Origin of the sequence: Bradyrhizobium sp. Mp19 (genome assembly GCF_029952935.1) — a bacterium.
Classification (GTDB): domain Bacteria; phylum Pseudomonadota; class Alphaproteobacteria; order Rhizobiales; family Xanthobacteraceae; genus Bradyrhizobium; species Bradyrhizobium elkanii.
The window spans coordinates 73,412-97,078 of the sequence record NZ_JASAUT010000024.1 but is presented as its reverse complement, the minus strand read 5'-3'; the positions used below and the strand labels follow the sequence as shown (position 1 = coordinate 97,078).

25 protein-coding genes are annotated in these 23,667 nt (G+C 66.0%); 16 read left to right on the top strand and 9 right to left on the bottom strand.

Annotated features, from left to right (window positions below):
* The 7 genes from QJT82_RS24880 to QJT82_RS24850 all read left to right on the top strand — a co-directional run bounded on the left by QJT82_RS24880 (window position 1) and on the right by QJT82_RS24850 (window position 5,435).
* On the top strand, window positions 1-318 hold the full coding sequence (locus tag QJT82_RS24880) for a proton-translocating transhydrogenase family protein (RefSeq protein ID WP_016841609.1): 318 nt from the start codon (window positions 1-3) through the stop codon (window positions 316-318).
* Between the two features lie 43 nt (window positions 319-361).
* Entirely contained in the window at window positions 362-1,759 is a 1,398-nt protein-coding gene (locus QJT82_RS24875; RefSeq protein WP_028340627.1) for an NAD(P)(+) transhydrogenase (Re/Si-specific) subunit beta, read from the top strand.
* A 10-nt stretch (window positions 1,760-1,769) separates the two neighbouring features.
* Entirely contained in the window at window positions 1,770-1,940 is a 171-nt protein-coding gene (locus QJT82_RS24870; protein WP_196238154.1) for a hypothetical protein, read from the top strand.
* Window positions 1,941-1,955: 15 nt separating this feature from the next.
* Complete coding sequence (locus QJT82_RS24865) at window positions 1,956-2,774, top strand: alpha/beta fold hydrolase (protein ID WP_028340626.1); 819 nt, start codon at window positions 1,956-1,958, stop codon at window positions 2,772-2,774.
* Window positions 2,775-2,827: 53 nt separating this feature from the next.
* Window positions 2,828-3,925: an ionic transporter y4hA gene (locus QJT82_RS24860; protein ID WP_028340625.1), complete on the top strand. Its 1,098-nt coding sequence runs from the start codon at window positions 2,828-2,830 to the stop codon at window positions 3,923-3,925.
* Window positions 3,926-3,962: 37 nt separating this feature from the next.
* The gene (locus QJT82_RS24855) at window positions 3,963-4,247 is read left to right on the top strand and encodes a cupin domain-containing protein (RefSeq protein ID WP_028340624.1); all 285 of its coding nucleotides are present in this window, start codon (window positions 3,963-3,965) and stop codon (window positions 4,245-4,247) included.
* Window positions 4,248-4,523: 276 nt separating this feature from the next.
* Entirely contained in the window at window positions 4,524-5,435 is a 912-nt protein-coding gene (locus QJT82_RS24850; protein WP_028340623.1) for a hypothetical protein, read from the top strand.
* Window positions 5,436-5,475: 40 nt separating this feature from the next.
* Here QJT82_RS24850 and QJT82_RS24845 read toward each other — a convergent pair whose 3' ends face one another.
* Together QJT82_RS24845 and rpsU are read right to left on the bottom strand one after the other, a co-directional pair.
* Entirely contained in the window at window positions 5,476-6,138 is a 663-nt protein-coding gene (locus tag QJT82_RS24845) for a tetratricopeptide repeat protein (protein WP_028340622.1), read from the bottom strand.
* Between the two features lie 113 nt (window positions 6,139-6,251).
* Window positions 6,252-6,548 (bottom strand): 30S ribosomal protein S21, encoded by a 297-nt coding sequence (gene rpsU, locus QJT82_RS24840; protein ID WP_021078544.1) that lies wholly within the window; start codon window positions 6,546-6,548, stop codon window positions 6,252-6,254.
* Between the two features lie 264 nt (window positions 6,549-6,812).
* Here rpsU and aqpZ point away from each other — a divergent pair, with 264 nt between their 5' ends.
* Window positions 6,813-7,535 carry an aquaporin Z gene (aqpZ, locus tag QJT82_RS24835; RefSeq protein WP_016840586.1) on the top strand — a complete coding sequence of 241 codons (723 nt, stop codon included), beginning with the start codon at window positions 6,813-6,815 and terminating at the stop codon, window positions 7,533-7,535.
* A 179-nt stretch (window positions 7,536-7,714) separates the two neighbouring features.
* Here aqpZ and QJT82_RS24830 read toward each other — a convergent pair whose 3' ends face one another.
* Together QJT82_RS24830 and purE are read right to left on the bottom strand one after the other, a co-directional pair.
* Window positions 7,715-8,821 (bottom strand): 5-(carboxyamino)imidazole ribonucleotide synthase, encoded by a 1,107-nt coding sequence (locus tag QJT82_RS24830; RefSeq protein WP_028340621.1) that lies wholly within the window; start codon window positions 8,819-8,821, stop codon window positions 7,715-7,717.
* On the bottom strand, window positions 8,818-9,306 hold the full coding sequence (gene purE / locus QJT82_RS24825; RefSeq protein WP_028340620.1) for a 5-(carboxyamino)imidazole ribonucleotide mutase: 489 nt from the start codon (window positions 9,304-9,306) through the stop codon (window positions 8,818-8,820). The genes QJT82_RS24830 and purE overlap by 4 nt, the downstream gene beginning before the upstream one ends.
* A 145-nt stretch (window positions 9,307-9,451) precedes the next feature.
* Here purE and QJT82_RS24820 point away from each other — a divergent pair, with 145 nt between their 5' ends.
* The gene (locus QJT82_RS24820) at window positions 9,452-10,147 is read left to right on the top strand and encodes a GGDEF domain-containing protein (protein WP_028340619.1); all 696 of its coding nucleotides are present in this window, start codon (window positions 9,452-9,454) and stop codon (window positions 10,145-10,147) included.
* Window positions 10,148-10,235: 88 nt separating this feature from the next.
* On the opposite strand, the gene QJT82_RS24815 is transcribed toward QJT82_RS24820, so the two are convergent.
* The 3 genes from QJT82_RS24815 to QJT82_RS24805 form a co-directional block, all read right to left on the bottom strand.
* Window positions 10,236-10,487 carry a hypothetical protein gene (locus QJT82_RS24815; protein ID WP_018268738.1) on the bottom strand — a complete coding sequence of 84 codons (252 nt, stop codon included), beginning with the start codon at window positions 10,485-10,487 and terminating at the stop codon, window positions 10,236-10,238.
* Window positions 10,488-10,529: 42 nt separating this feature from the next.
* Window positions 10,530-10,739: a hypothetical protein gene (locus tag QJT82_RS24810; RefSeq protein ID WP_028340618.1), complete on the bottom strand. Its 210-nt coding sequence runs from the start codon at window positions 10,737-10,739 to the stop codon at window positions 10,530-10,532.
* Window positions 10,740-10,933: 194 nt separating this feature from the next.
* Window positions 10,934-11,140: a DUF465 domain-containing protein gene (locus QJT82_RS24805; RefSeq protein WP_016847372.1), complete on the bottom strand. Its 207-nt coding sequence runs from the start codon at window positions 11,138-11,140 to the stop codon at window positions 10,934-10,936.
* A gap of 240 nt (window positions 11,141-11,380) precedes the next feature.
* On the opposite strand from QJT82_RS24805, the gene QJT82_RS24800 reads away from it, so the two are divergent.
* Window positions 11,381-11,566: a DUF465 domain-containing protein gene (locus tag QJT82_RS24800; protein WP_016847370.1), complete on the top strand. Its 186-nt coding sequence runs from the start codon at window positions 11,381-11,383 to the stop codon at window positions 11,564-11,566.
* Between the two features lie 96 nt (window positions 11,567-11,662).
* Here QJT82_RS24800 and QJT82_RS24795 read toward each other — a convergent pair whose 3' ends face one another.
* Window positions 11,663-12,778 carry an NAD(P)/FAD-dependent oxidoreductase gene (locus tag QJT82_RS24795; RefSeq protein WP_338132181.1) on the bottom strand — a complete coding sequence of 372 codons (1,116 nt, stop codon included), beginning with the start codon at window positions 12,776-12,778 and terminating at the stop codon, window positions 11,663-11,665.
* A 262-nt stretch (window positions 12,779-13,040) separates the two neighbouring features.
* Here QJT82_RS24795 and QJT82_RS24790 point away from each other — a divergent pair, with 262 nt between their 5' ends.
* The 3 genes from QJT82_RS24790 to QJT82_RS24780 all read left to right on the top strand — a co-directional run bounded on the left by QJT82_RS24790 (window position 13,041) and on the right by QJT82_RS24780 (window position 19,134).
* Window positions 13,041-15,728 (top strand): EAL domain-containing protein, encoded by a 2,688-nt coding sequence (locus QJT82_RS24790; RefSeq protein WP_028340616.1) that lies wholly within the window; start codon window positions 13,041-13,043, stop codon window positions 15,726-15,728.
* 351 nt (window positions 15,729-16,079) lie between these two features.
* Entirely contained in the window at window positions 16,080-17,603 is a 1,524-nt protein-coding gene (locus tag QJT82_RS24785) for an ABC-F family ATP-binding cassette domain-containing protein (protein WP_028340615.1), read from the top strand.
* 64 nt (window positions 17,604-17,667) lie between these two features.
* Window positions 17,668-19,134, top strand: coding sequence for a glycerol-3-phosphate dehydrogenase (locus tag QJT82_RS24780; RefSeq protein ID WP_028340614.1), 1,467 nt, complete (start codon window positions 17,668-17,670; stop codon window positions 19,132-19,134).
* A 155-nt stretch (window positions 19,135-19,289) separates the two neighbouring features.
* Here QJT82_RS24780 and QJT82_RS24775 read toward each other — a convergent pair whose 3' ends face one another.
* Complete coding sequence (locus QJT82_RS24775; RefSeq protein WP_080686741.1) at window positions 19,290-20,519, bottom strand: tetratricopeptide repeat protein; 1,230 nt, start codon at window positions 20,517-20,519, stop codon at window positions 19,290-19,292.
* A gap of 296 nt (window positions 20,520-20,815) precedes the next feature.
* Between QJT82_RS24775 and QJT82_RS24770 the strand changes: the two genes are divergently transcribed.
* Genes QJT82_RS24770 through QJT82_RS24760 form a run of 3 tightly spaced genes read left to right on the top strand, consistent with a single transcriptional unit; the run spans window position 20,816 to window position 23,642 of the window.
* The gene (locus QJT82_RS24770; protein ID WP_245288711.1) at window positions 20,816-21,916 is read left to right on the top strand and encodes an ABC transporter ATP-binding protein; all 1,101 of its coding nucleotides are present in this window, start codon (window positions 20,816-20,818) and stop codon (window positions 21,914-21,916) included.
* On the top strand, window positions 21,913-22,827 hold the full coding sequence (locus QJT82_RS24765; RefSeq protein ID WP_264641725.1) for an ABC transporter permease subunit: 915 nt from the start codon (window positions 21,913-21,915) through the stop codon (window positions 22,825-22,827). Before QJT82_RS24770 ends, QJT82_RS24765 begins: the two co-directional genes overlap by 4 nt.
* The gene (locus QJT82_RS24760) at window positions 22,827-23,642 is read left to right on the top strand and encodes an ABC transporter permease subunit (RefSeq protein ID WP_028340610.1); all 816 of its coding nucleotides are present in this window, start codon (window positions 22,827-22,829) and stop codon (window positions 23,640-23,642) included. Before QJT82_RS24765 ends, QJT82_RS24760 begins: the two co-directional genes overlap by 1 nt.
* Window positions 23,643-23,667 lie beyond the last annotated feature (25 nt).

Genomic DNA, 23,667 nt, shown 5'->3' with positions numbered 1-23,667 from the left:
ATGGAGCATCTCGCGCAGGCCGTCGATCCGTTCGTGTTCCGGCTGTCGATTTTCGTCCTCGCCGTGTTTGTCGGCTATTTCGTGGTGTGGTCGGTGACCCCGGCGCTGCATACGCCGCTGATGAGCGTGACCAACGCGATCTCCTCGGTGATCGTGGTCGGCGCGCTGCTCGCGGTCGGCGTCGGCATGGTCTCGAGCGGTTCGGGCTGGGCCCGCGGCTTCGGCTTCGTCGCGCTGATCTTCGCCTGCGTCAACATCTTCGGCGGCTTCCTGGTCACCCAGCGCATGCTCGCGATGTACAAGAAGAAAGCCAAGTGAGCGGCAATCACCTCGGGGTGATGAGGATTTTGGGGGACCTGAGATGAGCGCCAATCTCTCTGCACTGTTGTATCTCGTGGCGGGGGTGCTGTTCATCCTGTCGCTGCGCGGCCTGTCGAGCCCGGCGTCGTCGCGCCAGGGCAACATGTTCGGCATGATCGGCATGGCGATCGCGGTCGGTACCACGCTGGCCAACCATCCGCCGGCCGACGGCGTGGCCTGGTTGCTGGTCATTCTCGGCATCGCGATCGGCGGCAGCATCGGCGCCGTCATCGCGCGCCGCGTGCCGATGACCTCGATGCCCGAACTCGTCGCCGCGTTCCACTCGCTGGTCGGCATGGCCGCGGTGCTGGTCGCCGCCGGTGCGTTCTATGCGCCCGAGGCGTTCGATATCGGCACGCCCGGCAACATCCATCCGCAGAGCCTGGTCGAGATGTCGCTCGGCGTCGCGATCGGCGCGCTGACCTTCACCGGCTCGGTGATCGCGTTCCTGAAGCTGTCGGCCCGGATGAGCGGCGCGCCGATCATCCTGCCGTTCCGCCACGTCATCAACATCGTGCTGGCGCTGGCGCTGGTGTTCTTCATCGTCGGCCTCGTGATGAGCGGCAGCGCGCTCGACTTCTGGCTGATCACCATCATCGCGCTGGCGCTCGGCGTGCTGATGATCATCCCGATCGGCGGCGCCGACATGCCGGTCGTGATCTCGATGCTGAACTCCTACTCCGGCTGGGCCGCGGCCGGCATCGGCTTCACGCTGGGCAATTCGGCACTGATCATCACCGGCGCGCTGGTCGGCTCCTCCGGTGCGATCCTGTCCTACATCATGTGCCACGCGATGAACCGCTCGTTCATCTCGGTGATCCTCGGCGGCTTCGGCGGCGAGACCGCCGCAGCCGGCGGCGGCTCGGGCGAGCAGAAGCCCGCCAAGCTCGGCTCGGCGGATGACGCCGCCTTCATCATGAAGAACGCCTCCAAGGTCATCATCGTGCCCGGCTACGGCATGGCGGTGGCGCAGGCCCAGCACGCGCTACGCGAGATGGCCGACATCCTGAAGAAGGAAGGCGTCGAGGTGAAATACGCCATTCACCCGGTCGCGGGCCGCATGCCCGGCCACATGAACGTGCTGCTGGCCGAGGCCAACGTGCCCTATGACGAGGTGTTCGAACTCGAGGACATCAACTCGGAGTTCGCCCAGGCCGATATCGCCTTCGTGATCGGCGCCAACGACGTCACCAACCCGGCCGCCGAAGAGGACAAGACCTCGCCGATCTACGGCATGCCGGTGCTGCAGGTCTGGAAGGCCGGCACCGTGATGTTCATCAAGCGCTCGCTCGCCTCGGGCTATGCCGGCATCGACAACCCGCTGTTCTACCGCGACAACACCATGATGTTGCTCGGCGACGCCAAGAAGGTCACCGAGAACATCGTCAAGGCGATGTAAGGCGGCAGCGATGGCGCCGAACCGGGAGTGGCATCGAGCGCATCGCATGCCGCCCCGGGCGACGCGCGAGCAGCGCATCAAGTGGCACGTCGCGCATGCGGCGGCGTGCGCGTGCCGGCCGGTCCCCGACAGCATCAAGGCGGATGTCGAGAAGCTGCGCAAGCTCCGCGGCAAAACATAGCCGCGGCCACCGCTGATGGCACTGGCACTCGCAATCCTGAAATGGCTCCTGATCGCCGCGTTCGTCATCTATCTCGGCGGGCTCGTTGCGCTGTATGTCAGGCAGCGCGAACTGTTGTTTCCGATCCCGCCGGTCGGACGGACCGCGCCGGCAGCCGCGGGGCTTCCCGAAGCGGAAGAGCATGTCCTGACCACTGACGACGGCGAGAAGGTCATCGTCTGGCACGTGCCGGCGAAGCCGGGCCGGCCCGTCGTGCTGTTCTTTCACGGCAATGGCGATTTCCTTGCCGGACGCGTGGCGCGCTTCAAGGCCATCACGGCCGACGGCACCGGGCTGGTGGCGCTGTCCTTTCGGGGTTACGCAGGGTCGAGCGGGTCTCCGAGCGAGCAGGGACTGCTGCAGGACGCCGCGGCGGCTTACGCCTTCACCACCGCGCGCTACCGTGCCGAGCAGATCGTGGCCTGGGGATTCTCCCTCGGCACGGGCGTTGCGGTTGCGCTCGCTGCCGAACATCCGCTCGGCAAGCTGATCCTTGAGGCGCCGTATACGTCGACGGCCGACGTCGCCGGCGCGCATTTCTGGTATGTGCCGGTCAGCCTCTTGATGCGCGATCAATTCCACTCCGACCGGCTCATCGCGCAGGTCAAGGCGCCGCTGCTGATCATGCATGGCACCGACGATCCGGTGATCCCGATTCGCTTCGGCGAGCGCCTGTTCGGCCTCGCCCATGAGCCCAAGCAATTCGTGCGACTGCCCGGTGGCGGGCACGATAATCTCGACGATTTCGGGGCGATGGCGACGGCGCGGCGGTTTATCGACGCCGCAAGAGGCTGACGGCGGCGATTGTCTGTCGCATAATCGCGCCACCGAAGTGAGGGGACCCCACGATGAGCGCACACGGACCGATGCCGCGGTCGGCCTGGCTGTATCCCGTTCTGGCGGTGCTGTTGTTTGCCGCGGTCACGGCCACCGGCTACAGCTTCGCGCCATCGGCCGGGGGCTGGGTGTTTGCGGCGGTGCTGCTGGTCATTCTGTTCGGCACCGTGTTCGCGGCGGTCCACCATGCCGAGATGATCGCCGAGCGGATCGGCGAGCCGTTCGGCACATTGCTGCTGACGCTCGCGGTGACGATCATCGAGGTGGCGCTGATCTCGACGATCATGCTGGGTGACACGCCGGCGCCGACCCTGGCCCGCGACACGGTGTTTGCGGTGGTGATGATCGTCTGCAACGGCCTGGTCGGGCTCTGCATCTTCATCGGCGGCTTGCGCTACAAGGAGCAAGATTTCCAGATCACCGGCGCCAACCTTTACCTCAGCGTGCTGTTCGTGCTTGCGACCATCACGCTCGATATGCCCAATTTCACGCTGGCCTCTCCGGGCCCGGTGTTTTCCACGGCCCAGCTCGCCGTGGTCAGCGTCGTGACCGTGCTGCTCTATGCGGTGTTCCTCTACACCCAGACCATCCGTCACCGCGATTATTTCGTCAGCGGCGCCAATGAGGCGGCGGCGCATGGCGAGGTGATGTCGGACCGCATGACGGCGATCAGCGTTGCGCTGCTGCTGATCTCGCTGCTGGCGGTGGTGCTGCTGGCGAAGAAATTCTCGCTGGTGGTCGATGTCGTCACCGTCAAGATCGGCGCGCCGCCGGCCTTTGCCGGCTTGGTGGTGGCGGCCCTGATCCTGCTGCCGGAGAGTGTTGCCGCAGTGTCGGCGGCGCGCAAGAACGACCTGCAGAAGAGCATCAACCTCGCGCTCGGCTCGTCGATCGCCACCATCGGGCTCACGGTTCCCGCGGTGGCCGTAGCCGCCTATGCGCTCGACAAGCAATTGGTGCTCGGGCTCAGCAACCAGCATATGCTGATCCTGCTGCTCACCTTCATGGTCAGCATGCTCACCTTCGGAACCGGCCGCACCAACATCCTGTTCGGGCTCGTTCACATGGTGGTGTTCGCCGTGTTCGTGTTCATGGTTTTCGTGCCGTAGAGCATGATCCGCTCAAAAAAAATTGGAGAGAATGACGATGCTCAGCGCCAAATCGGATGTGCAGGTGGATACCGCGGAGGTCCGCGTGACCGAATGGCGGCTCGCGCCGGGCAGCGCCACCGGCCACCACACCCATGAGATGGACTATGTCATCGTTCCGATCACGGCGGGCGAGATGACGATCGTGGCGCCGAACGGCGAGCGCTCGAAGGCGCAGCTCGGAGCCGGCAAATCCTATTTCCGCAAGGCAGGGGTCCAGCACGACGTGCTCAACGAGACGGCCAGCGAGATCGTGTTCCTCGAGGTCGAACTCAAGCCCTGATGCGGCGCAAGAATCCTCCAAGGAACCCTGCAAGGAACCCTGCACCCGCCGAATGGCAGGTCCGAGCCGGCGCGGCTGTGGAAATTCATAACCCGTTAACGGCTGCGCGATGATCTAGCAGGCGGATGCGGCCTGCGCAGGGGGCGCCTCCGGCTGAAACCAAAGCGACACCAAAGGTGACGTCGGAACGGGGGTTTGCCACCGATCCGACGCAGTTGATCCCTGAATGTGCCTCAAAGTTCCAGCATGTAATACCGGGGTGGGGAGTGGCAGGTCATGCTGAGTTACCTGAAGAAATTCGTGATGGACATCTTACCCTCGGTGGCAGCGACCATCATCGGGGCGTACATCGTTAATCACTACATCGTGGCCAAGCCGGAGGCGCCGGCAGCCGCAGCCGTGACCGCCGCAGTCGATCCCAAGGCCGATCCGAAAGCCGCCGCCAAGCCCGCCACTGTCGTCAGCAGCCTTCCCGAAGCCGGCGTGAAGGCCAAGGGCATGTCGGAGCGCACGCTGATCGAGCGGTCGGCGTCCGAGAAGGCCACCGTCACCGAGAAGCCCGCCGAGAAATCGGCCGACCCCAAATCTGCCGATGTGAAGCCTGAGGCGCCGGCCGATACCGCCAGCATCCCCGCCGACACCCGCCATCACCCGGCGGCGCCGAAGGCCGTCGCGAAGGTCACGCCCGCCGCGCCGCAGCCGGCCGCCCCTGCGACGTCAGCTGCGCCGGTCGAGACGGCTGTCACGCCTGAGGAAAGCCGCGACGCCAACGACCTCGCGCGCGCCGCCATCGAGCGGCTGCGCAAGGAGCGTCCGCAGGAGGCGGCGCGTTCCCAGGACGCCACGCGTTCCCAGGACGCTACGCGCACCGATCTTGCCCGCCTGCCTGAGGCGCAGCGTCCGACAGCCGCCTCGGCGATCCGGCCGTTGCCGCCGCCGATCATGGTGTCGAGCCCGTCCACTGACAATGTCGATCAATCCTCGCAGCCGCGTCCGCCCTACGCCGCCGGCGGCCAGGACTCCAACCGGCTGACGCCGCCGGCCGACATTCCGGTCCCGGTGGTGCAGGCCCCGCTCGACCTGCGCGCCGAGGCGATCATGCCGGCGCAGAAGAACGAGCGCACGTCGGTGACCGACGACATGTTCTCCGGCATGAAGTCGATGTTCCACGCCGTCCTGCCGAAGTAGCCGCTCGATCGTTCCTGACGGATTGTCTTCACGCCAAGCGCTAGCCGCCGGTGCGCGCCAGCCCGCTGCGCGCGTTGCCGTCGCTTGGCCGCAGCGCGAGCGCGCGATTGTAGGACGCCGCCGCCTTGGCCTTGTCGCCGAGCCGCTCATAGGCCTGGCCGCGAGCGCTCCACGCCGCAACATTGCTTGGATCGGCCTGCACGGCCTCGTCGAGATCGCTGGCGGCCTGCTTGGCCTTGTCGAGCGCGAGGTAGCTGGTCGCACGGCCGACCAGGGGCTCGGCCTTCTGCGGCGACAGCCCGCTGGCCGCCGTGAAATCGTCGATTGCCTGCTGATGCTGTCCGCGGCCCTGATAGATCAGGGCGCGGCCGTAGAGCGCCTGGATGTTGTAAGGGTCGGCCGCCAGTGCCTGTTCGAACTCCGCCATCGCCTCGTCGAGCTTGCCCGAGCGCGCCAGCGCCTGCGCACGCGTGGTGTGATCCTTGGCGCTGTTGACGTCTTGCGGGGTGATGGTGTCGGCGGCGGGCTTGTCGGCGGTGGCAGCCGGCTTCGGCTTGTCGTCCGAGGAGCCCCATGAACCGAGGTCGAAGGAGCAGCCCCCGAGCGGCAGGCCGAGAACCACTGCAATGATGACGAGATGCGGCGCGCAACGGCGGTGCGCGGGTCCTGGAAAGGGCGAGCGGGCTACCGGATCAGCCGTCATGCAAAATGCTCTTGCCGGTCGTTTTGCATGGGTACCCCGGAACGCGGCGCGCTTCAAAACGACAACGCGGGCCCGTGGCCCGCGCTGTTAGACTTCCATATCGGCAAAACGGTTCAGCGAGGGCCGCGACCAGCGCCTGCACCGCCCGGACGGCCGCCGCGGTCGCCACCGGGGCCAGCGCCGAACACCGGCTTCGGCTTCATCGGCAGCAGGCCTTCGCGCTGCAGCTTCTTGCGTGCCAGCTTGCGCGCGCGGCGCACGGCTTCGGCCTTTTCGCGGGCCTTCTTCTCGGAGGGCTTTTCGTAGTGACCGCGGAGCTTCATCTCGCGGAAAATGCCCTCGCGCTGCATCTTCTTCTTCAGCGCCTTCAGGGCTTGGTCGACATTGTTATCGCGGACGAGAACCTGCACGCGGCATCCTCTTTTGAATTGATCGGTTCGGAATTCTGGCGAGGTGAAGAGGCGGCAAAAGGCCTGCCTCTTAACCCTAGGCGCGCGCATGTATCAGAGAAACGCGCAGATGTCCACCGGTCGAGTGACTTTCGGGCCTAGTAAAGCCACGAAATAGGGCGAAAATGCCATTGTGCGGCCCTGATTTGGGTGGTTTGGCGCCCAGATGAGGGCCGCTCCCGGCGTTTTGGATAACCCGGACATTGGAAATAGGGGAGATGCGAGATGGAGATGAAGAAATACGCTGCCGAGGCCATCGGTACGTTCTGGCTCACATTCGCTGGCTGCGGCAGCGCGGTGATCGCGGCCGGCTTTCCGCAGGTCGGGATCGGCCTGGTCGGCGTGTCACTGGCCTTCGGGCTGAGCGTGGTGACCATGGCCTATGCGATCGGCCATATCTCGGGTTGCCACCTCAATCCGGCGGTGACGGTCGGGCTCGCCGCGGGCGGGCGCTTCCCGGGCGGCCAGGTGCTGCCCTACATCATCGCGCAGGTCGTGGGCGCCATCATCGCGGCCTGGCTGCTCTATGTGATCGCGAGCGGCGCGCCCGGCTTCGATGTCAGCAAGGGCTTTGCCTCCAACGGCTATGACGCGCACTCGCCCGGCCAGTACAACATGGTGGTGTGCTTCATCACCGAGGTGGTGATGACCATGATGTTCCTGTTCATCATCATGGGATCGACCCATGGCAAGGCGCCTGCCGGCTTCGCGCCGCTCGCCATCGGCCTCGCGCTGGTGATGATCCATCTCGTCAGTATTCCCGTCACCAATACGTCGGTGAACCCGGCGCGCAGCACCGGACCGGCGCTGTTCGTCGGCGGCTGGGCGCTGGGGCAGCTCTGGCTGTTCTGGGTCGCGCCGCTGATCGGCGGTGCGCTCGGCGGCGTGATCTATCGCTGGCTCAGCGACGAGCCGGCCGGCATCGTCGCCGGCGCGAAGACGGCGTGATCGGCGAGAGCGTTTTCGAGCGAAGTGGACGCCGGTTCGCGTGAAGAAAACGCGTAAACAAAAATCCAGAGCATCGGTTCTGATTGAATCAGAACCGATGCTCTAGACTAATGGATCGTGGCTGCCACGATCCCATTTCCATCGATGCGTCGAAGGCGGCTTGCGGGCGCGCGTGTGAACTATGGCTTGCGGGCGGGCGTCACTTCGGTGACGTGCCCCATCTTGCGGCCGGGGCGCGGCGTGCCCTTGCCGTACAGATGCACCGTGGCGCCGGGAACGGTGAGCCACTGCTCGTAGCTCAGGATATCGTCGCCAATCAGGTTGGTCATGACGACATCGCCGTGGCGCACCGGCTTGCCCAGCGGCCAGCCGGCGATCGCGCGGATGTGCTGCTCGAACTGCGAGATCGAGGCGCCGTCGAGCGTCCAGTGGCCGGAATTGTGCACACGCGGCGCGATCTCGTTGACCAGCACCGTCGCCTTGCTGCCGTTGCCGGGCACCGCAAACATCTCCACCGCGAGCACGCCGACATAATCGAGCGCCGAGGCGATCTTTTCGGCGATCGCGCGCGCCTGCGCGGCGAGCTCATCGGGGATTGCGGCCGGCGCGCGGGAAATTTTCAGAATGTGGTCGCGGTGCTCGTTCTCGGTGACGTCGAAGCATTCGACTTCGCCTGAAGCGGAGCGGGCGGCGATAACCGAGATCTCGCGCTCGAACGGCACGAAGGCTTCGAGGATGGCCGACTTGGTGCCGAGGTCCTGCCAGACCTGTTCGAGATCGTCGCCGGCGCGGATGATGGCCTGGCCCTTGCCGTCATAACCGAAGCGGCGGGTCTTGATCACCGCGGGCAGGCCGATGCGCTCGATCGCCGTGCGCAGCGTGCCGACCGAGGAGACGTCGGCGTAGTCGGCGGTGCCGATGCCGAGCTTGCTGATAAAATCCTTCTCGATCAGCCGGTCCTGCGTGGTCTCGAGGATCTTGTAGGCCGGCAGTACCGGGCGGCGTGCGGCGAGCACCATCGCGGTTGCGGCCGGGACATTCTCGAATTCATAGGTGACGACGTCGACGTCGTTGGCGAACAGTTCGAGCGCCTCGACGTCGGCATATTCCGCGCAGGTCGCGTTCTGCACCACGTCGAACGCCGGGGAGTCCGGATCCGGCGAAAACACCTGGCAGCGGAGCCCGAGGCGCGCCGCGGCCATCGCCAGCATCCGGCCCAATTGCCCGCCGCCGAGGATTCCAATGGTGTCGCCCGGCTTCAGCTTCACTCCGTTCGAAGCCGTCACGCCGCGCCCTCCGGATGCTCATTGACCGCGTCGGTCTGCTGCTTGCGCCAGGCCGCAAGGCGAGCCGATAGAGCCGGATCGTTGAGTGCGAGCACGCTCGCCGCGAGCAACGCGGCATTGATCGCGCCGGCCTTGCCGATTGCCAGGGTCCCGACCGGGACGCCGGCCGGCATCTGCACGATCGAATAGAGCGAATCGACGCCCGACAGCGCCTTCGACTCGACGGGAACCCCGAACACCGGGAGCTCGGTCAGCGCGGCCGCCATGCCCGGCAAATGTGCGGCGCCGCCGGCGCCGGCAATGATCACCTTGTGGCCGGCTGCCTTGGCGCCCTTGGCAAAGGCGTAGAGCCGATCCGGGGTGCGGTGGGCCGAAACGATACGCGTTTCGCAGGCCACACCGAGCGCAGCCAGCGTTTCGGCGGTATGGCGCATGGTTTCCCAGTCGGACTGACTTCCCATGATGATGGCGATCGGAGCGGTCATCTCTTCAATTCTGTGCAGGAATCCAAAAGCATAGGCCGATTATAGGGACGGCCCGGGCGTCATCCAAGGCGTGGCAAGGGAGTTAGAATGGACTATCCTGTCTTGGTGAATCCCGGCAAGCCTTCATAAGCAGGCCTCAACAAGGATGCGCATGAAGAAGAAGACGACGGCGGCCGCCTCCGGGGCCGCGAAACGACGCAAATCCGGGCCGGGCAAGACTGGAGCCAAGCGGGCTGGAACCAAACGGGCCGGAACCGACGCTTCGACGCGAGGCGCGGTCGCATCCGGCGACAAATCGACGATCCGCAGCTTGCGGGCGCAGCTGGCGCGGGCGCAGGCCCGGATCGAGGAGCTGCAGGCCTCCGCCGAGACCGACTTCCTGCTCGACATCCTGAACCGGCGCGGATTCGAGCGCGAGCTCGCCCGTTCGCTCTCCTTTATCAAGCGTTATCAGGCCTCCGGCGCGCTGATCGTGCTCGACGTCGATCGCCTCAAGCCGATCAACGATGCCTTCGGCCACGCGGCGGGCGACGAGGTGCTGAAGGCGATCGTTGCCGCGATATCGGATCAGGTGCGCGCTTCCGACGTGATCGGCCGTCTCGGCGGCGACGAGTTCGCCGTGCTGCTGTGGAATCTCAGCGAGATCGATGCCCGCGCCAAGGCGGCTGCGCTGGAAGAGGCGATTGATCGGTTGACCTTCATGTTCCGTGACAGCCAGGTCACCGCAGGTGCCTCCGCGGGCGTTGCGATCCTCACCGCGCATTCGGATATCGATCGCGTTCTCGATGAAGCCGACCGTGCGATGTATGTGCGCAAGGCGCAGCGGCGCCACGAATCCTAAGCATGATCCGGAAAAGTGCGAAGCGGTTTTCCGAAAAGATCATGCTCAAACGATGATGATTCGACCCGATCCCATCGCGCTTGAGAGGTCAGAGCGCGCTCAGATCCTCCGGCACATTGCCGTAGGCCCGCAACAGCTTGGCATCGCCGAATTCGCCGATCGCGGGATCGCCGGTACGGCTGAACGCGACGGCGCCGATGCTGCCGGGCATCCGCGACATGGTCTCCGCGCGGCGCAGCGCGACCGCCGAGCTCTGGCATTCCTCGGCATTGCCCGCGACCGGCGTGCCGTCATCATCCTGCATGAAGGGCAGTGCCACGTAATAGGTTACATCGGCCATCGCTGTGCTCCCTGAAGATCAGGCCAAGGATCAGGCCAAGGATCAGGCGGCATCGCTCGCCGCCCGGGTCTGCGCCGGCACGCAACCGGCGGTGATCGCGGCCTGCAATTCCTCAAGCTCGGCTTCCAGATATTCGTTGGCCATGATCAGCGCCTTGATGGTGCTGCGCAGGTCGCCGTCGCACATCGCGATCGCCTGATCGCAGGCCTTCTCGTAGCGGCTGTTGTCGGGCAGGGAAGGCGGTGCGGACATGGCGAACTCCCTCTGATGGCTGGCGGCTGGACGATATGTTCTCTTTTTGTTCCGATAGAGTCAAGCGCCGGGAAACCGCCTCGCGTCCGTTGCCGCGAACGTGAAGCCGGCGAGGCGCTGTGGATGACGGGGAAAACCGCCGCCCAATCTGAACCGGAAGCGCCGAACCGCGAAGGCCCGCGCCGCGACGCGCGTCAGGCAATGATGTCGGGCGTGATCTGGTCTTCGATGAAGGCGATGCGATCGCGCAGTTGCAGCTTCCGCTTCTTCAAGCGTTGCAGCATCAACAAATCCGGCGCCGGCGACTGGTGCAGCGCGTCGATCGCGGCATCGAGGTCGCGGTGCTCTTGTTGCAGACGCGCGAGCTCGGCGATTAGTTCGCGCTCATCCTGATCGTTCATGGTTGTATATTAACTGATAAGCACGATGAGGTTGTTGCGGCGGAAGTCGCCGCTCGCCGGAATATCCTCCTTGCGCGCGCGCCGCGCAAGCCGGACCGGTTCCATAGTCACGATTGGTTACAGATAAACCGAAATGAGTGCGTGCGGCATTTCGCGTTCCCCATCGACAGCGCCGTCCACTTGTGTACACTCGGCGGTCCGGATCGAACCTGAGGTTTAACGCACCGAGGAGAGTTCGCAATGGCAATACAGGCCCATCTCATTGAGCTGGAGCGTAAACACAAAATACTCGAGAACGAACTGCACGAAGCGCTCGTTCACCCCTCCGTAGACGACCTGCATATTTGCGAGCTGAAGCGCCGCAAGTTGATGGTCAAGGATCAAATCGAGCGGTTGAGACTGTCCGCCGACGACACGGTCCACTAGACCGCCCCCCTGCAAATTAGCAAACAGCCTGGCCTTTCACCGAGGGATGAACGCACAAGTGCGCGCGCATCCCCCGGACGGCCATACTGTATTTGCTCAGAGTTCCGCCAACTCGCCGACATGGTCGGCGACCGCGAGCGATGACGTCAGTCCGGGCGATTCGATCCCGAACAGGTTGATCAGGCCCGCGACGCCGTGATCGGCCGGCCCCTGGATCAGGAAGTCCTGCGTCGCCACCGCCGGCGGCACGATCTTGGGGCGGATGCCCGAGTAGCTCGGCATCAGCGCGCCGTCAGGCAGGGCCGGCCAGTATTTCCGGATCGCCGGATAGAACCGCTCGGCCCGATCAGGGTCGACGGCGTAATCGATGTGATCGATCCATTGGACGTCGGGCCCGAACCTCGCCTGTCCGGCCATGTCGAGCGTCAGGTGCACGCCGAGCCCGCCGGGTTCCGGCACTGGGTAGATCAGCCGCGAGAACGGCGCCCTGGCGCTGCAGCTGAAATAATTGCCCTTGGCCAAATAGGCCGTTGGAATCAATTCGATCGGCATGCCCTCGACGTTGCGCGCGACCGCCGTCGCGCCGAGCCCGGCGGCATTGACCAGGAGATCGCAGGCCAGCGTCATGGGCGCTGCGCCGCCGGCCTCGATCTCGAACCCGTCGGCGGTGGCCCTGGCGTGGAGCAGCGGCGTATGGAAGGCGAACGCCGCCCCGGCCGCCTCGGCGTCACCGCGCAGCGCCAGCATGTAGGCATGGCTGTCGATGATCCCGGTCGAGGGCGACAGCAGCGCTGCGTCGCAATTCAGCGCCGGCTCCAGGGCGCGCGCCGCCTCGCCGGACAACAGCTGCATGTCGTCGACGCCATTGGCCTTTGCATGCGCTCGGATCGACTGCAGCTTCTCGGTCTCGGCAGGCGTGGTAGCCACGATCAGCTTGCCGCAATTCTTGTGCGGGACGCCGTGCTCGGCGCAGTAGCGGTAGAGTGCCCGCTTGCCGCTGACGCACATCCGCGCCATCAGGCTGCCGGCGCGGTAGTAGATGCCGGCGTGGATCACCTCGCTGTTCCGCGACGAGGTCACCGTGCCGATCCCCTCGGCCTCCTCGATCACAATCACTTCGCGGCCGGCCTGTGCCAGCCGCCGCGCCACCGCGAGGCCGATCACCCCCGCACCGACGATCACGCAATCAACCCTGTCCATCTCGTCCTTCAGGTCCGAAAATTTCCGCCCGGCCGCGCCCTGGCCGCTGCCGCCAACATCGTTCAGCCGATCCGGTCGCTTTGGGCAAGTGCTTATTAGGCAAGTGTTTGGGCCATCTCAAATAGTTGGGAAGCCATGCCCTGTTAGTGGAGCATTAATCATGTCAGGGCAATTGTCATAAATTAAGTCAGCATTTTCCGGTTGCATCAGTACGCGTTTACCCGATCCAAACCGCCGGAGCCGGACACTCGCCCCGGAAATCCGCGGGTGATCGATGGCTGGCAGGAAGGTGCAGGCGGGCGGGAAGAATTGGATTCCGGCAAGGGCCGTGCTCTGCCTGATCGCCGCCGTCGCGCCGTGCGCTGCAGCTTGGGCCGGTACCGGTGCGTTCGCGCCGTCGAGCTATCTGGGCAGCCTCGATCCCGGCGTGGTCTGGGAGCTCCTGATCGGCAGCGTGGTGGTTGCGTCCTTTTTCGGCGCGGTCGGGCTGTGGATTCTATCGGCGCTGCGCAAGGCCAAGCGCGCGCAATTGCGGCGCAACGCCTTCGTCTCGTCGGCACTCAACCATTTGAACCAGGGCGTGGTGATGACCGATGCGCAGGAGCGCATCGTGTTCTGCAACGACCGCTATCTCGACATCTACGGCCTGTCGCGCGCCGACATCCGGCGCAACATGACGGGCGTCGAGCTGCTGGAGCTGCGCCGCGACCGCGGCGTGCTCGACCTCAGCGCCGAGGATTTCTTCGCCAGGGCCGCGGCGCCCGATGGATTGGTTACCGAGCTGCCCGGCGGCAGGTCGGTGCTGGTGAAGTATTTTCCGCTTCCGAACGGCGGCTCGGTCGCGACCCATCTCGATTGCACCGACCAACGCAAGCTGTCGCGCAAGCTCGCCTCGACCACGCAATTCCTGGAATCGGTGCTCGACAACGTTCCGGTCTGCGTTGCGGCCAAGAACATCGAGGACGGCCGCTACATCTTCGCCAACCGCGCCTTCGAGCGCTTCTCGCGCTTCTCGCGCGATCACATCGTGGGCAAGCGCGCCGACGAGATCTTCCGCCCCGAGACCGCCGCCAGCATCGACACCGCCGACCGCGCGGCGCTGAACGCGGCGGAAGGCTATCATCGCAGCGAATTCTTCGTCGAACGCGGTTCGGACAAGCGGATCCTCGCCTCCAACCGCGTGATCGCCCGCAACGAGGCCGGCGAGCCGGAATTCCTGATCGCGCTGTTCGAGGACGTGACCGACCGCCGCTCGCTGTCGCGCGAGCTCGAGAACAACAAGAAATTCCTCGAGCTCGTGGTCGACAACATCCCGGTCTCGCTGATCGTGCAGCGGGTCAGCGACGGCCGCTACCTCCTGGCCAACCGCAGCGCCGAGACGATCCTCAATCGCCGCCGCGAGGACGCCGCCGGCCTGACCGCGTCCGACATCTTCAATGCGCGTGAAGCCAAGCTGATCATCGCCCGCGACGAGGCCGCGATCAGGAAGCGCAGCATGATCGCCGAGGAGCATCCGATCTCGACCAAGGACGGCCTGCGGCTGTTCCTGACCCGCCGTATGACCGTGCTCGACGAGGTCGGCGAGCCGCAATATCTGATCAAGACCCATGAGGACGTCACCGATCGGCGCCAGACCGAGTCGCGCATGGCGCACATGGCCTATCATGACGGCCTGACCGATCTGCCGAACCGCGCCGCCTTCCTGCAGGCGCTGACCCAGATGATCGAGGCCTGCGACGGCACCGACGAGGAGTTCGCCGTGCTCTGCGTCGACCTCGACGGGCTGAAGGAGATCAACGACGTCTACGGCCACGCGATGGGCGACAAGGTGCTGATCGAGGTCGCGCAGCGCCTGCAGACCGTGGCGCGCGGCGGCGTGGTCGCGCGGCTGTCCGGCGACGAGTTCGGCCTCATCATCGACGGCAAGCAGCCGGTGGCCGGCATCGCACTGGCCGAGCAGGCCGCCGAGGCGCTCGGGCAGGATTTCCTGATCGACGGCAAGTCGGTGCGGACCGGCCTCACCACAGGGATCGCGGTGTTCCCGGACAACGGATCCGACGCGGCCTCGCTGCTGGCCAATTCCGGCGCGGCGCTGTTTCGCGCCAAGGCGAAGTCGCGCGGCACGATCTCGATCTTCGAGCCGGAGATGGACCAGCAGATCCGCGATCGCCGCGTGCTGCACCAGGAGCTGTCGGTCGCGATCAAGAATGGCGAATTGTCGCTCTACTACCAGCCGCAGGCCGCCGCGGGCGGCAGCGTGGCGGCCAGCCAGATCATCGGCTTCGAGGCGCTGGCGCGCTGGCACCATCCGGTGCGCGGCTTCGTGCCGCCCGGCGACTTCATTCCGCTCGCGGAAGAAAGCGGCCTGATCGTCGAGATGGGCGAATGGATCCTGCGCGAAGCCTGCCGGGAGGCGGCCTCCTGGGCGATCCCGCTGCAGGTCGCGGTGAACCTGTCGCCGGCGCAATTCACCCATGGCGACCTCGTCGGCCTCGTGCATTCGATCCTGCTCGAAACCGGGCTCACGCCCGACCGGCTCGAGCTCGAAATCACTGAGGGCGTGCTGATCGAGGATTTCGACCGCGGCCTGTCGCTGCTGCGGCGGCTGAAGGCGCTCGGCGTCCGCATCTCGATGGACGATTTCGGCAGCGGCTATTCCTCGCTGAGCTACCTGCAGGCGTTTCCGTTCGACAAGATCAAGATCGACCGCGCCTTCGTCATCAATCTCGGCCGCAACCCGCAATCGGCCGCGATCGTGCGCGCGGTGATCGATCTCGGCCACGGCCTTGAAATGTCGATCGTCGCCGAAGGCGTCGAGACCGAGGCACAGCTCGGCTTCCTCGCCGAAGAGGGCTGCGACGCGGTGCAGGGCTATCTGATCGGCAGGCCGGCCCCGATCGGCCAATTTGCCGGGCTGGTCGGTGGCGACCAGCTTGCGGAGACCGTGCGCAGAGCCGGGTAATTTGGCCTGAATGGTCGCCGGCCCGGCCGGCTATGCTTGCCATCCGTTGCTCGCCCGGCTACATCTCGACCCACCACATCATTTCAGCCGAGAAAGGAGGGCCGCGTCGTGGCGAGATTCACCGATCCCCACCTCAAGCGTGGCCCCGTCAACGCCCTGCAGATGCGTTTGCAGGGCTGACCGGAAACTCGCGCAACATCCTTCCTGGTCTGCCCTTCGTGGCCGTGCGGCGTCGAACGTTTGAGCGTTCGCGCCTGCACATGAATCCCTCGCCGCGCTTCGACACGCACATCCGATGATGGCTGGACGCCTCGGGATGTCGCGATCGCCGGCAAGACCAGAGAATTGATCGTGACCCTCATCAATGTACGCAACCTCGGCGTGACGCTGAACGCGCCGCTGTTTTCCGAACTGAATTTTGTCGTCAATGCCGGCGACCGCATCGGGCTGGTGGCCGCCAACGGCCGCGGTAAGTCCACGCTTTTGCGCTGTATCGCAGATGCGATGGAGCCCAACGAAGGCGATATCACCCGTGCGCGCGGACTGACCGTCGGCCATGTCGAGCAGGATGCGCCGCCAAGACAACTGGATACGCCGTTCCACGCCGCCGTGCTCGAGGCGCTTCCCGGCGAACAGCGCGCCAGCGAGGGCTGGCGGGTCGACGTCGCCCTGCAATCGCTCGAAGTTCCGGAAGAGCTGTGGACGAGACCGCTGAAGCAGCTGAGCGGCGGCTGGTTGCGGCTTGCGGTGCTCGCCCGCGTGCTGGTGACCGAACCCGATGTGCTGCTGCTCGACGAGCCGACCAACCATCTCGACCTCGCCAAGATCGGCCGGCTCGAGGCCTGGCTGAACGCACTGCCACGCGAGATGCCGGTGGTGATCGCAAGCCACGATCGCGCCTTTCTCGATGCAACGACCAACCGGACGCTGTTCCTGCGCCCGGAGCGGTCGCAGCTGTTCTCGCTGCCCTATACCGCGGCGCGCGCGGCGATCGACGAATTCGATGCCTCGGACGAGCGGCGCTATCAGCGCGACATGAAGGCCGTGCGGCGGCTCCGCCAGCAGGCCGCGAAGCTCAACAACCTCGGCATCAATTCCGGCAGCGACCTTCTGCTGTCGAAGACCAGGCAATTGAAGCAGCGCGCCGAGAGACTGGAGGAGACGGCGAAGCCCGCGCATCTGGAACGCTCGGCCGGAACGATCCGGCTCGCCAACCGCGACACCCATGCCAAGGTCCTGATCAGGCTGACCAACGCCGGGGTCGCCACACCCGACGGCAGGCTGTTGTTCAGGACCGGCCAGCAGTTCATCTGCAAGGGCGACCGGATTGCGCTGCTCGGGCCGAATGGCGCCGGCAAGACCCGCTTTGTCGCGGCGCTGCGGCTGGCGATCGAGAATGCCGGAGCGGCACCGGCCGAGATCCGGGCCACCGAGTCATTGGTGCTTGGCTATTGCGACCAGGCACTGGCCGATCTTGCCGATAGCGACACGCCGATGCGCATGCTGACGCGGCGCTTCGAGGTCGGCGATCAGCGTGCGCGCGGCCTGCTCGCCGGCGCCGGGCTCTCGATCGAGATGCAGGGCCGCCCGATCGGGCGGCTGTCGGGCGGGCAGAAGGCCCGTCTCGGCATGCTGGTACTGCGGCTCACCCAGCCGAACTTCTATCTGCTCGACGAGCCGACCAACCACCTCGACATCGAGGGGCAGGAGGCGCTGGAGGACGAATTGATGGAACAGCAGGCCAGCTGCCTCCTGGTGTCGCACGACCGCCAGTTCGTGCGGACCGTGGCCAACCGGTTCTGGGTGATCGAAGGCAGGAAGCTGATCGAGGTCGACGGGCCGGAACAGTTCTTCGCCTCCGTTGGAGCGGGCTGACGTCCAATGCATTTTCTCTGCGACCGCGTCTTTTGTTCGCATGAAAATGCGATAGGCGTTGCCCATGGCGGACTATGACGTCGCGATCATCGGCGGTGGCCTGAACGGCACGAGCATTGCCCGTGATGCCGCCGGCCGCGGCCTGCGCGTGATCCTGCTGGAACAGGGCGATCTCGGTTCCGGCGCATCGCAGGCTTCGCCGCGGCTGGTCCATGGCGATCTGGCCGGGCTGGAACGGCGGGAGTTCTTCCGCGTCCGCAGGGCACTGAGGGAACGCGACGTGTTGCTGCGCATCGCGCCGCATCTGGTGCGGCCGGTACGCTTCGTGATCCCGTCGCATGCCGAGGAGCGGCCGCCGTGGCAGTTGCGGTCGTTGCTGCTGCTCTACGAACGGCTGACTTCGCGCAGCGGTCTGCCGCGCTCGGCGACGCTCGATGTCACCCACCATCCGGTCGGCAATGCGCTGAAGCGGCCGTTCGGAACCGCGTTCGAATATTCCGACTGCGTCGTCGACGATTCCCGGCTCGTCGTGCTCACCGCCGTCGATGCCGCGGCGCGCGGCGCCGATATCCGCACCGGCGCGCGCGTGACCCGGGCCGAGCGTAGCGAAACCTGGCGCCTAATCGTGATCGACCGCGGCTATCGGCGGGTGATCACGGCACGGGCGCTGGTCAACGCGACCGGTGCGTGGACCGCCTCGGTCGCCGACATCGTGCTGCGCGTGCCGGCACCGCAGCTTGCGACCGTGCAGATCAGCCAGATCGTGGTGCGCCGCCTGTTCGACTGCGACAACGTCTATGTGTTTCAGAACCCTGACGGCCGGTTGATCTTCGCCAGTCCCTACGAGCGCGACTTCACCCTGATCGGCAGCGTCAGTCATCCCTTCAAGGGTGATCCGGCGGTTGTCGCGATGGGCGTGCGCGACGAGGCCTATCTCTGCGACGCCGCCAATCGCTACTTTCGCGAGCAGATCGCTCCAGTCGATGTGCTGCGAACCGTCTCTGGCGCCAATTCCGTGGTCGCGCCCGCGCGCCGGCGCATGAGCGATGGCGCAGCATTGCTCGATGTCAGGCGCGGCAAGGCGCCGCTGCTCACGATCTTCGGCGGCGACGTCACCACCGCGCGGCGCCGCGCCGAGCGGGCGGTGTCGGAGTTCACGCGGTTCTATCCGATGACGCCGCGCTGGACTGCAACGGCGCCGCTGCCGGGCGGCGAATTCGCCTGGCAGCGCTTTGAAACCGAGGTCGAGATCGCCCGCGACCGCTGGCGCTTCCTCGGCGAGGCGCAGGCGCGGCGGCTGGTGGCCGCCTATGGGCTGAACGTCGGGGATGTTCTGGGCGACGCCAAAGAGAAGGCCGATCTCGGCCCGGCCTTCGGTCCCGAACTGACGGGCGCCGAGGTGCGCTACCTCATGCGCAGGGAATGGGCGCGCTTTCCCGACGATATCTTGTGGCGCCGCTCCAAGCTCGGACTGACCATGCCGCAAGCCGATTGCGACGCGCTCGCGGCGTTCATGGCGAAGGCGGATTGAGGCTCTCAAACCTCCCCTTGCAAAGGGGAGGTCGCTTTGCTCGTTAGAGCAAAGCGGGTGGGGATCTTCTCTCCACAACAACCGGTGTCGCTTGTGGCCGACCCCCATCCCGGCCTTCCCCCTTTCAGGGGGAAGGAGAAGGGCTCCAGCAGCGGCTATTGCCTTGCGGCCTCTTGCGACCAGGCGAGGTCGCGCCGGGACGGACGGCGATGCAGCCGCTCCGAGATCAGGCTCGTTGCCCGCCGGCCCTGGCCGGCGCGCAGGCATGCGACGATGAAGGTGTCCTCCCACAATTCGCGTTGCGCGTGGCTGCCGCCGATCCGCACCAGTTCGGGCATCAGCGGCGCAAGGATGCGCACGGCGTCGTCGTGATCGCCGGCGGCGAACGCCGCGATCCCGCGGCCAAGCCCGATCGCCGCAGGGCCCGGCGCCAGCCTGCCGTCGGCGTCGCGCGCGGCCATCTCGACCAGCCGCGCCTCGAGCGCGTCGTTGTTCGTCGTGGCTGCGACCAGCGCGTGGTGCACGTCGGCGAAATGCGCGCCGGCCTTCGGGAAGTATCCGTCGCCATAGGCGGCGACATCCTTCCAGTGCTGCTCGAGGCCGCTCTTGCCGGCGACCGTCAGCCGCCACAGCAGCGAGGCCGTGTCGGTATAGATATTGAGCGGCGGATAGGGCCGGTTGGCCGGCTTGATGTGCTGCTCGTAGATGTCGAGCGCGCCGTCGGCGTCGCCTTCCTCGATCGCGATCAAGGCGAGGTGCCAGGCGAGGTGGCCCTGCAGGAAGCTGGTGCGATCATTCGCCGGCAGCCAGGCGGAGAGGAAGCTGCGGCCTTCCGCCGCGTCGCCCTGCTCGAACAGCGCATGCGCGACGGCGTGCGCGGCACCGGCGTTTTCCGGCTTCAGCGCATAGCCGCGCTCGGTGATGGCGCGGCCGGACACGACATTGCCCGCCTCGGTCTTCGACCAGCCGAGATAGGTGAGGAACCACCAATCGTCGCCATAGTCGCCGGCGTAACGCTGGCAGACGGCAAGCCGCGCGGCGTCATGGTCGGGCCGGCCGGAGAACGCATAGAGGCCGAAGGCGCCGAGCAACAGCGAGAGTATCTGCGCATCGCGCGGATATTCGCTCAGATGCTGTTCGGCCGCTGTCATCGCCTTCTTGCCCTGGCCCTCGATCACCGACGCGATGATCTCGATGTGCTGACGCTCGCGCGGGCTTGCGGCCGCGGCCAGCTGTCGCGCATCGGCCGCCTTGGCACGGGCCTGGGTGCCTTCCATGTTGAGCTGGTGGACGCGGGCACGGCCGAGATGGGCCAACGCGAAGTCCGGATCCTCGGCGATCGCCGCCTCGAACGCCGCATCGGCGCCGTGCAGCGCTGCCAGCATGCGATCGACGCCGTCGACATAATAGGCGGCGGCGCGGTCCGACGTGGTGGTCAGCGGCAGGCCGTAGCGATCGTGAATCATCGGTTGTCCTCCCGAATTTGGCTGCGAAGTCTAGCAGAGGCATGGAAGCCGACAATATTGCGGGAGATGTCCGTGAGGCGGTTGAGCCGGTGCCGATCCGCCGCTAGTTTGCCGTCACAATCGAACCTTAAGGGGAATCGGGGCTTGCAGACGTGACATTGGGCGAAGCGAGTGCGGAGGCGGCAAAGCCGTTGCCTGAACCGGCCGTCTCGGACATGCCGCTGCTGCGGATCGAGGGTGTCGCCAAGTCGTTCGGCAATTTTCGCGCGGTCGACAAGCTCTCGCTCGATATCCGCGCCGGCGAATTCTTCGCGCTGCTCGGCCCGAGCGGCTGCGGCAAGACCACGCTGCTGCGCATGCTCGCCGGCTTCGAGACGCCGGACGAGGGCCGCATCCTACTCGGCGGCAGCGACATCGCGCAGGTGCTGCCGCATGAGCGGCCCGTCAACATGATGTTCCAGAACTACGCGCTGTTCCCGCATCTGTCGGTGCGCGACAATATCGCCTTCGGGCTGAAGCGTGCCGGCATGGCGCGCGGCGATATCGCAGGGCGCGTCGCCGAGATGGTGGCGCTCGTCAAGCTCGAGGGGATGGAGAAGCGCAAGCCCGACCAGCTCTCCGGCGGACAGCGGCAGCGCGTCGCGCTGGCGCGCTCGCTGGCGCGGCGCCCGCAGGTGCTGCTGCTCGACGAGCCGCTCGCCGCGCTCGACAAGAAGCTGCGCGAGAGCACGCAGGTCGAATTGATGGAGCTGCAGCGCCGGCTCGGCATGACCTTCATCATCGTCACCCACGATCAGGAGGAGGCGATGACGATGGCCGGCCGCATCGGGGTGATGGATGCCGGCCGTCTGGTTCAGGTCGCAACCCCGCGGAATCTCTACGAGGCGCCGGCCTCACGCTGGATCGCCGAGTTCGTCGGCGACATCAATCTGTTCAACGGCGAGGTCACGTCCCGCGAGAATGGGCGCCTGACGGTCGCGACGGCTGATGCAGGCACGCTCGCGGTCAGCGAGCTGTGGCCGCCGGTGACCAGGCAGGTCGTTGCCGTCGCAATCCGCCCCGAGAAGGTGAAGCTGTCGCGCCGCGCGCCGGCAACGGATGGGGGCGCGTCGCAGGCGATCAACCGGCTTGAGGGCGTCGTCACCGACGTCAACTATCTCGGCGGCGTGACCAGCTATCGGGTGAAGCTCGAGACGGGCGCGGTGGTGCGCTCGTCGATGGCCAACACCGCGCGGCTCGATGTCGATGCCTATCTCGCCGGCCAGCGCGTGGTGGCATGGTTCACTGCCGACGATTGCCTGGTGCTCGAGCAATGAGCGCGCGCCGCATCTTCGCCCGGCCGGCGCGGCTCGCCGCGATCGCGCCCTATCTGTGGATGGTGCTGTTCTTCCTGGTGCCGTTCGGCTTCGTGCTGAAGATCAGCCTGTCGCAGACCGCGATCGCGCAGCCACCCTATACGCCGGTGTTCGATTTCACCGAGGGCCGCGCGGCGCTGGCCGCGGCGTTCGCGCAATTCTCGTTCGACAATTTCCGCCTGCTGATCTCAGACGATCTCTACATCCTGTCCTATCTGCGCAGCCTCGTCGTCGCGATGAGCTCGACGCTGATCCTGCTCCTGATCGGTTATCCCATTGCCTACGGCATGGCGCGGTTGCCACAGCGCTGGCAGGGCGTCGCGATGATGCTGGTCATCGTGCCGTTCTGGACCTCATTCCTGATCCGCATCTATGCCTGGATCAACATCCTGCAGCATGACGGCCTGCTCAACCAGGTGCTGCTGGCGCTGCATATCGTGTCCGCGCCGGTGGTCTGGCTGTCGACCGACAGCGCGATGTATCTCGGCATCGTGTATTCCTATCTGCCGTTCATGATCCTGCCGCTCTATGCGACGCTCTCCAGGATGGACGCGTCGCTGCTGGAGGCCGCGGGCGATCTCGGCGCCTCGCCGTTGCAAGCGTTCTGGCTGGTGACATTCCCGTTGTCGCTGCCCGGCGTCGGCGCCGACGCGCTGCTCTGCTTCATCCCTGTTGTCGGCGAGTTCGTGATCCCCGACCTGCTCGCGGGTTCCAACTCGCTGATGATCGGGCAGACGCTGTGGCTCGAGTTCTTCACCAACAAGGACTGGCCGGTCGCATCGGCCGCCGCGGTCGCCTTGTTGCTGCTGCTGGTGCCGCCGCTCGTGCTCTACGACCGCTTGCAACGGCGTCAGCTGGAGGCGGGCCGCTGATGGCGCGCACCGTCACCAGGCTCACCCGCTTCAACATGACGTCGCTGGCGCTCGGGCTGGCCTTCCTCTATCTGCCGATCGTCATCCTCGTGATCTACTCGTTCAACGCCTCGCGGCTGGTGACGGTGTGGGGCGGCTGGTCGCTGCGCTGGTATCGCGAGTTCTTTGGCGACCGTGCCATGCTGGAGGCGGCGTGGATGAGCCTGTCGGTCGCCGCGGTGTCGGCGACCTTGGCGACGCTGCTCGGCACGCTGGCGGCAATCGGGCTGGCGCGCGGCGAGCGGTTCCGGGGACGGGCGCTGTTCTCCGGCATGCTGTATTCGCCGCTGGTGATGCCCGAGGTGATCTCCGGCCTGTCGCTGCTGCTCTTGTTCGTGGCGCTCAACGCCGAGCGCGGGTTCTGGACGGTGACGATCGCCCACACCACGCTGACGATGTGCTTCGTCACCGTCGTGGTGCAGTCGCGCCTCTCCACGCTCGACCGCAGCCTGGAGGAGGCTGCGATGGACCTCGGCTGCGATCCGGTGCGGGCGTTCCTCCTGGTGACGCTGCCGCTGATCGTGCCGGCGATCGTCGCCGGCTGGATGCTGGCCTTCACGCTGTCGCTCGACGATGTCGTGATCGCGAGCTTCACCACCGGCCCGGGCTCGGCGACGCTGCCGATCCGGATCTATTCCGAGGTCCGGCTCGGCGTGAAGCCCGAGATCAACGCGATCTGCACGCTGGTGATCGCGCTGATCGCCGTGATCATCGTGATCGCCTCGTTCGCCTCGAAACTGTCGAGCGCGCGCGGCGAGAGCGCCGCGCCGCTCTAGTTTCCGTCATTCCGGGGCGATGTGA